The organism is Streptomyces sp. NPDC054849 (assembly GCF_053610945.1).
Map to the genome: position 1 here is coordinate 1 of NZ_JBSGZI010000168.1, position 9,416 is coordinate 9,416.

The window sequence follows — 9,416 nt, forward strand, 5'->3', positions numbered from 1 at the left end:
CGGACCGCTGGGGTCCGTTCCCGGGGCGCCGTGTCGTACGGGTTCTGCCGGTGGGTCAGTTCTTGGCGTAGATGCCGAAGAGGTCGACGATGACGTCGGTCGGCTCGTAGCTCATGTTCCAGAAGTCGATGAGCCGGGTGTTGCCGGTGCTCGCCTGGACGAGGTTCGGAACGGTCTTGTTCGTGGTCCAGTTCAGGACCGAGGAGTTCGGCGGGGTCACCTTGCTCTCCCAGCCGTTCTCGTAGTCGATCCACCGGTTCGGGTCCGGGGCGACGGTGAGGTGGCCGGGGCCGCGGGTGTTGGTGACCGTGCTGTTGAGCACGACGCCCGTCACGTTCGTGTCGTCCTCGAAGAACGACGAGTAGATGTAGCTGCGGCCGTCGAGCTGGCCCTCCCCCCACTCGCGGGTGTCGAACCAGCGCTCCGGCAGGAACGGCACGTAGGCGCTCTCGCTGCCGGGGCTGTAGTAGCCGACGACGTCGACGATCACGTGCGCACCGGCCCAGGCGCCGTTGAAGACGCTGATCTTGCCGTCGGCGCCGATGGGCACGATGACCGAGTTGGCGATGGTCTGACCCGCGCTGAAGTTCACGTTGGACGTGGTCGGGGCGCTGCCGCCGGCGGGGTAGACGATCAGGTGACCGTCCTGCGACGGCTCGGTGACGGTCACGTTGAGCGCGACGGCCTTGGCGTCGGCCGGGACGCCGCCGCGGCCGGTGACCTGGGTCGTGAAGGAGTTGCGGCCGGCCACCTTGCCCTTGCCGGCGCCGAGGCCCTCGCGGGTGTCGACGAGGCGGGTCGGGGCCAGCGAGGTGTAGCCGTTGGCCGCGCTCGTGGTGAAGAAGCCGGTGACGTCCGCGATCAGGTCGACGGGGCCGTCGCTGTGGTTGTACAGCTCCACGTAGCCGTTCGCGCCGACCGGCACGATCACCGCGTTCGGGACGGTCTGGCCCGCCGTGAAGTTGACGTTCGAGGTGGTGGGCCGCTCGTCGCCCTGGCCGTAGGCGCGGATGTGCCCGGGCTTCGTCGGGTTGGTGACGGTGACGTTGAGGGCCACCGCGGTCACCCCGGCGGGGATCTGGCCGCTGCCCGCGATCCTCACGCGGGTCGTGCCGTACTGGCCGACCTTGGCCTTCGGCGCACCGATGCCCTCGCGGGTGTCGAGCAGACGGGTCGGTGCGTGCGGGGTGAAATCGGAGCCCGCGGTGTCGGCGGTCACCTCGTTGGTGCCGACGACGGTGCCACCGGAGAGCAGGCTCACCTTGACGTTGTAGACGCCGGGCTTGGCGTAGACGTGGGACCGGGTCAGCACGGTGGGCCCGTTGGCGCCGACCTGCTCGCTGCCGCCGTCGCCCCACTCCACGAGCACGCCGAGCGCGGTGCCCGGGTCGCTGTTGACGGCGAGTTCCAGGGTGATGCCGTGCGCGCTGCTGTGCCAGCCCGAGATGTCGACCGTCGGCTCGACGGCGGCCGCGCCGTTCTGGGTCTGCGGGGCGAGCTTGCCCTGGGCGGCCGGGTGGACCGTCTTCGCGGCAGGGCTCTTGAAGGTCTCGGAGCCGAACGTCTCGGCCTTCGTCAGATCGATGTCCGGAGCGGCGACTCCCCGGCCGCCCGTCCCCGTGGCCCCGTCAGGGCCCGCCGCGTTGGCGACACCCGGGACGAGACCGACGCCGGCCGCGACGATTGCGGCGGCGGAAAATATGAGTCGGCGATTGCGCACCGGCCCCCCCATTTTCTGTTAAAGCTTGAACAGGTTCGAAAGCTCGCCCAGAGTACACAGACATCGGGCGGTTGATCACGGGGGTATCGCCACCGGGCGACGCTGTTTTTCCGGGGCGGGCGGCGCCCCGCCCGCCTGGTGCGGTCTTGCCCCGAATGTCCGGGCGGGCTCCGTTAGCGTGGGGAGACGATCGACGGGAGGCGCTGATGAAATCCGGAGTGCGCAAGTGGGAGGCGGTGCGGGAGTTCGCCCTCGGGCTTCCGGAGGCCGTGGAGGACCACCCCTGGGGTCCCGAGGACTGCGTGATGAAGGTGAACAAGAAGATCTTCGTCTTCCTGGGGAACGCCGACGGACCGCAAGCGCCCGGCCTGTCCGTCAAGCTCAAGGACGAGGCGCTGCACGGACATGCGATGACCGCGCCCGGAGCCGAGCCCACCGGCTACGGCCTGGGCCGGTCCGGCTGGGTGTCCGTCCTGTTGGGGGAGGGGGCGCCCTCGGCGCAGGTGCTGTGCGAGTGGGTGGAGGAGAGCTACCGCACCGTGGCCCTGAGGCGGCAGGCGAAGGAGCTGGACGCCCGGATCCAGGCAAATGGCTAAGCGCTTGCTCTTGTGCTGAGGGGAAGCCGTTCCTAGCATCGCTGGTGTTACATCAGTTGTGTCACACCGTGCGGCTACAGACGCTGGGGGCTTGATGGCAGTGACAGGGAACGGGGTCGGGGAGGCGGACGCGGGCGGGTCCGGCCCGCTCGCCGGAGTGCGCGTCGTCGAGCTGGCGGGCATCGGTCCGGGACCGTTCGCCGCCATGCTCCTCGCCGACCTCGGCGCGGACGTCGTACGCGTGGACCGGCCGGGCGGAGGCGGACTCGCCGTCAACCCGGCCTACGACATCACCAACCGCGGCAAGCGCTCCGTCCTGATCGACCTCAAGTCCGCCGACGGCGCCGCCCGCGTTCTCGACCTCGTCGAGCGAGCCGACATCCTGATCGAGGGCTTCCGCCCCGGGGTCGCCGAGCGGCTCGGCGTCGGCCCCGCCGCGTGCCACGCCCTCAACCCGAAGCTCGTCTACGGGAGGATGACCGGCTGGGGCCAGGAGGGCCCGCTCGCTCACACCGCCGGGCACGACATCGCGTACATCGCCGTCACCGGGGCCCTGGGCATGATCGGCGAGCCGGGCGAGCCCCCGGCCGTTCCCGCGAACCTGGTCGGGGACTACGCGGGCGGCTCGCTCTACCTGGTCATCGGGGTCCTCGCCGCCCTCCAGCACGCCCGTGCCACCGGCACCGGCCAGGTCGTCGACGCGGCCATCGTGGACGGCACCGCCCACCTCACCGCCATGATCCACGGGATGATGGCGGCGGGCGGCTGGCAGGACCGCCGCGGGGCCAACCTCCTGGACGGCGGCTGCCCGTTCTACGGCACGTACGAGACCTCCGACGGCCGGTACATGGCCGTCGGCGCGCTGGAGCAGCAGTTCTACGACACCTTCGTGGAACTCCTCGGCATCACGGACGTGGCCCCGGCCCGCAAGGACCTCGCCCGCTGGGGCGAGCTGCGCGAGGCCGTCGCCGCACGCTTCAAGACCCGTACGCGCGAGGAGTGGACGGCGGTCTTCGAGGGGAGCGACGCCTGCGTGGCACCCGTGCTCTCGCTGCGCGAGGCCCCGGACCACCCCCACCTCGCCGCGCGCGGGACCTTCACCGACTTCGGCGGGATCGTCCAGCCCGCCCCCGCGCCGCGCTTCTCGGCGACCCCGGTCGCCGTCACCGGCGGTCCGGCCCAGCCGGGTGCGCACACCGGGTCCGTGGCCGCCGACTGGGACGTACCGTCCCTGCTCGCCGAGGAGAGCTGATGGAACTGTCGATGATGCTCGACTACGCCGGGGACCCGCGCCGGGCCGCCGACGAGGCGGCGGCGCTGGAGTCGGCCGGGCTCGACGCCGTGTGGGTCGCCGAGGCGTGGGGTTTCGACTCCCCGACGATCATGGGCTATCTCGCCGCCCGCACCGAGCGCCTGAAGATCGGCTCGGCGATCCTCAACGTCTACTCGCGCACCCCCGGCCTCATCGCCCAGACCGCCGCCGGCCTGGACGCGCTCTCGGGCGGCCGCGCGATGCTCGGACTCGGCGCCTCCGGTCCGCAGGTCGTCGAGGGCTGGCACGGGATGCCGTACGACAAGCCGCTCGGCCGCACCCGCGAGACCGTCGAGCTGTGCCGCCGCATCTGGCGTCGCGAGACGATCGACCACCACGGCATCACCGACATGCCGCTGCCGACTTCGAGGGGCGGCCGGCACGGCAAACCGCTGAAGATCCTCACCCGGCCCGTCCGCCCCGGGATTCCCGTCTACATCGCCTCCCTCGGCCCGGCCAATGTGCGGATGACCGCCGAGATCGCCGACGGCTGGCTGCCGACCCTGTTCATCCCGGAGAAGGCCCACGCGGTGTGGGGCGGCCCGCTCGCCGAGGGCGCGGCGAAGCGCTCGCCGGAACTCGGCCCGCTGCAGACCGTCGCGGGCGGCCTGCTGGCCATCGGCGAGGACGCGGCCGCCGTACGGGATCTGGCGCGCCCGCAGATCGCGCTGTACGTCGGAGGCATGGGCGCCGTCGGCAAGAACTTCTACAACGACCTCGCCGTCGCCTACGGCTATGAGGAGGAGGCCCGGAAGATCCAGGACCTCTACCTCTCCGGGCGCAAGCGCGACGCCGCGGCCGCCGTCCCGGACGAGTTCTGCGAGCTGATGACGCTGTGCGGACCCGAGGGCTACGTGCGCGAGCGTGTCGAGGCCTTCCGCGAGGCGGGCGTCACCATGCTCAACGTCACCCCCGTCGGCCCCGAGCCGGCCCGCCTGATCGAAACCGTCAAGAACTGGCTGTAGGGGAACCGTCCGATGAAGCGAGCCGTCCGATGAAGCGAGTCCTCCGATGAAACGCCAGATCTTCGACGCCGACCACGAGGCGTTCCGCGCGACCGTGCGCACCTTCCTCACCAAGGAGGTGCTGCCGTACTACGAACAGTGGGAGACGGACGGCATCGTCAGCCGCGAGGCCTGGCGGGCCGCGGGCCGTCAGGGGCTCCTGGGCCTGGCCGTCCCGGAGGAGTACGGCGGCGGTGGGAACACCGACTTCCGCTATGCCGCCGTGATCGCCGAGGAGTTCACCCGGGCGGGCGCCCCCGGGCTCGCCATCGGCCTGCACAACGACATCATCGGCCCCTATCTGACCTCGCTCGCCACCGAGGAGCAGAAGCGCCGCTGGCTGCCCGGATTCTGCTCCGGCGAGACCATCACCGCCATAGCGATGACCGAGCCGGGCGCGGGCTCCGACCTCCAGGGGATCCGGACCAGCGCCGAGGACCGCGGCGACCACTGGGTGCTGAACGGCTCCAAGACGTTCATCTCCAACGGCATCCTCGCCGACCTGGTGATCGTGGTCGCCAGGACCACGCCCGAGGGCGGGGCGCACGGCCTGTCGCTGCTGGTCGTCGAGCGCGGGGCGGAGGGCTTCGAGCGCGGCCGCAACCTCGACAAGATCGGGCAGAAATCCCAGGACACGGCCGAACTGTTCTTCCACGACGTGCGCGTCCCGAAGGAGAACCTGCTCGGCGAGCTGAACGGCGCCTTCGTCCACCTGATGACCAATCTCGCGCAGGAGCGGATGGGCATCGCGATGGCCGGCATCGCCGCCGCCGAGCACCTGCTGGAGATCACCACCCAGTACGTGAAGGAGCGCGAGGCCTTCGGCCGTCCGCTGTCCAAGCTCCAGCACATCCGGTTCGAGATCGCGGAGATGGCCACCGAGGTCGCCGTCACCCGGACCTTCCTCGACCGGTGCATCACCGACCACTCCAACGGCGAACTGGACCACGTACACGCCTCGATGGCCAAGTGGTGGGCCACCGAGCTGCAGAAGCGCGTCGCCGACCGCTGCCTGCAACTGCACGGCGGATACGGATACATGACCGAATACCGGGTCGCGCGGGCTTTCACCGACGGCCGGATCCAGACCATCTACGGCGGCACGACCGAGATCATGAAAGAGATCATCGGGCGCTCCCTCCTCGGCTGAACCGTCCCTGTGAACCCTCCCGAGGACCTTCCCAAGGGCCTTCCAGAACACCGAAAGGTTTGACCAGTGAGCACCGAAGCTTACGTATACGACGCGATCCGCACCCCGCGCGGCCGCGGCAAGGCCAACGGCGCCCTGCACGGCACCAAGCCGATCGACCTGGTCGTCGGACTCATCCACGCCCTGCGCGAGCGCAACCCCGGCCTGGACCCCGCCACCATCGACGACATCGTGCTCGGTGTCGTCGGCCCGGTCGGCGACCAGGGCTCCGACATCGCCCGTATCGCGGCGATCGCCGCCGGGCTCCCGGACACGGTGGCCGGCGTACAGGAGAACCGGTTCTGCGCCTCCGGCCTGGAGGCCGTCAACCTGGCCGCCGCCAAGGTCCGCTCCGGCTGGGAGGACCTGGTCCTGGCGGGCGGCGTCGAGTCGATGTCCCGCGTTCCGATGGCCTCCGACGGCGGTGCCTGGTTCGCCGACCCGATGACCAACTGGGACACCGGCTTCGTCCCGCAGGGCATCGGCGCCGACCTGATCGCCACCATCGAGGGCTTCACCCGGCGCGACGTGGACGAGTACGCGGCCCTGTCCCAGGAACGCGCCGCCGCCGCCATCAAGGACGGCCGCTTCGCGAAGTCCGTGGTCCCGGTCACCGACCGCAACGGCCTGGTCGTCCTGGACCACGACGAGTTCGTCCGCCCGGGTACCACCGCGGACACCCTCGCCAAGCTCAAGCCGTCCTTCGCCGACATCGGCGACCTCGGCGGCTTCGACGCCGTCGCGCTGCAGAAGTACCACTGGATCGAGAAGATCGACCACGTTCACCACGCGGGCAACTCCTCCGGCATCGTCGACGGCGCCTCGCTCGTCGCCATCGGCTCCCGCGAGGCCGGAGCGCGCAACGGCCTCACCCCGCGGGCCCGGATCGTCTCGGCGGCCGTCTCCGGCTCCGAGCCCACCATCATGCTGACCGGCCCCGCCCCCGCCACCCGCAAGGCCTTGGCCAAGGCCGGACTGACCATCGACGACATCGACCTCATCGAGATCAACGAGGCCTTCGCCGGCGTCGTCCTGCGCTTCGTCAAGGACATGGGCCTGTCCCTCGACAAGGTCAACGTCAACGGCGGCGCCATCGCCCTCGGCCACCCGCTCGGCGCAACCGGCGCGATGATCCTCGGCACGATCGTCGACGAGCTGGAGCGCCAGGACAAGCGCTACGGGCTCGTCACCCTCTGCGTCGGCGGCGGCATGGGTGTCGCCACCATCGTCGAACGCCTCTGAACCGTCCTGTCCCCAGACCCTCCTCCGCACGGACCGACACGAAAGCAGTGACCATGAGCGAGTCCACCACGATCCGCTGGGAACAGGACGAGACCGGCGTCGTCACCCTGGTCCTCGACGACCCCGACCAGTCCGCCAACACGATGAACCAGGCCTTCAAGGACTCCATCGCGGCCGTAGCCGACCGCGCCGAGGCCGAGAAGGACTCCATCCGCGGCATCATCTTCACCTCGGCCAAGAAGACCTTCTTCGCGGGCGGCGACCTCAAGGACATGATCCGGCTGCGCCCCGAGCACGCGCAGCTCGCCTTCGACACCGGCACCGAGATCAAGCGCTCGCTGCGCCGCATCGAGACCCTGGGCAAGCCCGTCGTCGCCGCCATCAACGGCGCGGCCCTGGGCGGCGGTTACGAGATCTGCCTCGCCTCCCACCACCGCGTCGCCCTCGACGCGCCCGGCTCGAAGATCGGCCTGCCGGAGGTCACCCTCGGCCTGCTCCCGGCCGGCGGCGGTGTCACCCGTACCGTGCGGCTGATGGGCATCGCCGACGCACTGCTCAAGGTGCTGCTGCAGGGGACCCAGTACGACCCCCGGCGCGCCCTCGAGAACGGCCTCGTCCACGAACTCGCCGACACCCCCGAGGAGATGCTGGCCAAGGCCCGCGCCTTCATCGACGCCAACCCGGAGTCGAAGCAGCCCTGGGACGTACCCGGCTACAAGATCCCGGGCGGCACGCCGTCCAACCCGCGGTTCGCCGCCAACCTCCCCGCCTTCCCGGCCAACCTGAAGAAGCAGTTGAACGGGGCCCCGTACCCGGCTCCGCGCAACATCCTGGCCTGCGCCGTCGAGGGCTCCCAGGTGGACTTCGAGACCGCGCTGACCATCGAGGCCCGCTACTTCACCGAGCTCGTCACCGGGCAGACCGCCAAGAACATGATCCAGGCGTTCTTCTTCGACCTCCAGGCCGTCAACGCGGGCCGCAGCCGCCCGCAGGGCGTCGAGCCGCGCCGGGTCCGCAAGGTCGCCGTCCTCGGCGCCGGCATGATGGGCGCGGGCATCGCCTACTCCTGCGCCCGCGCGGGCATCGAGGTGGTGCTGAAGGACGTATCGCCCGATGCCGCCGCCAAGGGCAAGGCGTACTCGGAGAAGCTGCTCGACAAGGCCCTCTCGCGCGGCCGGACCACCGAGGCCAAGCGCGCCGAGCTGCTGGCCCGCATCACCCCGACCGCCGAGGTCGCCGACCTCGCGGGCTGCGACGCCGTCATCGAGGCCGTCTTCGAGGACACCGCCCTCAAGCACAAGGTGTTCCAGGAGATCCAGGACGTCATCGCGCCGGACGCGCTGCTGTGCTCCAACACCTCCACCCTGCCCATCTCCGGGCTCGCGGAGGGCGTGAAGCGGCCCGCCGACTTCATCGGCCTGCACTTCTTCTCGCCGGTCGACAAGATGCCGCTCGTCGAGATCATCAAGGGCGGGCAGACCGGCGACGAGGCCATCGCCCGCGCCTTCGACCTGGTCCGCCAGATCAACAAGACCCCGATCGTGGTCAACGACTCGCGCGGCTTCTTCACCTCGCGCGTCATCGGCCAGTTCATCAACGAAGGCGTGGCCATGGTCGGCGAGGGCGCCGAGCCCGCCTCGATCGAGCAGGCCGCCGCCCAGGCCGGCTACCCGGCCAAGGTGCTGTCCCTGATGGACGAGCTGACCCTCACCCTGCCGCGCAAGATCCGCAACGAGACCCGCAAGGCCTTCGAGGCCGAGGGCCGGGCCTGGGCGGAGCACCCTGCCGACACGGTCATCGACCGGATGGTCGACGAGTTCGGCCGCCCCGGCCGCAGCGGCGGGGCCGGCTTCTACGAGTACGACGAGGCGGGCAAGCGCGCCGGCATCTGGCCCGGCCTGCGCGAGCACTTCGCCAAGCCCGGGCACGAGATCCCCTTCGAGGACATGAAGGAGCGGATGCTGTTCTCCGAGGCGCTGGACACCGTCCGCTGCCTCGACGAGGGGGTCCTCACCTCGATCGCCGACGCCAACATCGGCTCCATCATGGGCATCGGCTTCCCGGCCTGGACCGGCGGCGTCATCCAGTACATCAACGGCTACGAGGGCGGTCTGACCGGCTTCGTCGGCCGCGCCCGCGAACTCGCCGAGAAGTACGGCGAGCGCTTCACGCCGCCCGCCTCCCTCGTGGAGAAGGCCGAGCGGGGCGAGACGTACGCCGACTAGTGCGGTGACGGGGACGGCGGGGCCGCGTGCGGGCCGCCCGCCGTCGCCCACCCGGGCCCCCGGGGAGGGCCGCCGCTGTGAAGTATAAAACACAGACGCAGCCCCCGAACTACATAGTGTATATCTAC

7 protein-coding genes are annotated in these 9,416 nt (G+C 70.5%); 6 read left to right on the forward strand and 1 reads right to left on the reverse strand.

What is annotated here, in order from left to right; genetic code table 11:
• Nucleotides 1-55 precede the first annotated feature (55 nt).
• Nucleotides 56-1,720 carry a hypothetical protein gene (locus ACWGIF_RS37100; RefSeq protein WP_453504172.1) on the reverse strand — a complete coding sequence of 555 codons (1,665 nt, stop codon included), beginning with the start codon at nucleotides 1,718-1,720 and terminating at the stop codon, nucleotides 56-58.
• A gap of 206 nt (nucleotides 1,721-1,926) precedes the next feature.
• Here ACWGIF_RS37100 and ACWGIF_RS37105 point away from each other — a divergent pair, with 206 nt between their 5' ends.
• The 6 genes from ACWGIF_RS37105 (at nucleotide 1,927) to ACWGIF_RS37130 (ending at nucleotide 9,288) form a co-directional block, all read left to right on the forward strand.
• Nucleotides 1,927-2,316 carry an MmcQ/YjbR family DNA-binding protein gene (locus ACWGIF_RS37105; RefSeq protein ID WP_453504174.1) on the forward strand — a complete coding sequence of 130 codons (390 nt, stop codon included), beginning with the start codon at nucleotides 1,927-1,929 and terminating at the stop codon, nucleotides 2,314-2,316.
• Nucleotides 2,317-2,410: 94 nt separating this feature from the next.
• The gene (locus ACWGIF_RS37110) at nucleotides 2,411-3,568 is read left to right on the forward strand and encodes a CaiB/BaiF CoA transferase family protein (protein WP_453504182.1); all 1,158 of its coding nucleotides are present in this window, start codon (nucleotides 2,411-2,413) and stop codon (nucleotides 3,566-3,568) included.
• A complete protein-coding gene (locus tag ACWGIF_RS37115) occupies nucleotides 3,568-4,593 on the forward strand; it encodes an LLM class F420-dependent oxidoreductase (RefSeq protein WP_453504175.1) in 1,026 nt (341 codons plus the stop codon). Before ACWGIF_RS37110 ends, ACWGIF_RS37115 begins: the two co-directional genes overlap by 1 nt.
• A gap of 46 nt (nucleotides 4,594-4,639) precedes the next feature.
• Complete coding sequence (locus tag ACWGIF_RS37120) at nucleotides 4,640-5,782, forward strand: acyl-CoA dehydrogenase family protein (RefSeq protein ID WP_453504177.1); 1,143 nt, start codon at nucleotides 4,640-4,642, stop codon at nucleotides 5,780-5,782.
• A gap of 66 nt (nucleotides 5,783-5,848) precedes the next feature.
• Entirely contained in the window at nucleotides 5,849-7,063 is a 1,215-nt protein-coding gene (locus ACWGIF_RS37125) for an acetyl-CoA C-acetyltransferase (RefSeq protein ID WP_453504179.1), read from the forward strand.
• A 53-nt stretch (nucleotides 7,064-7,116) separates the two neighbouring features.
• Nucleotides 7,117-9,288, forward strand: coding sequence for a 3-hydroxyacyl-CoA dehydrogenase NAD-binding domain-containing protein (locus tag ACWGIF_RS37130; protein ID WP_453504180.1), 2,172 nt, complete (start codon nucleotides 7,117-7,119; stop codon nucleotides 9,286-9,288).
• The last annotated feature ends 128 nt before the right edge of the window (nucleotides 9,289-9,416 follow it).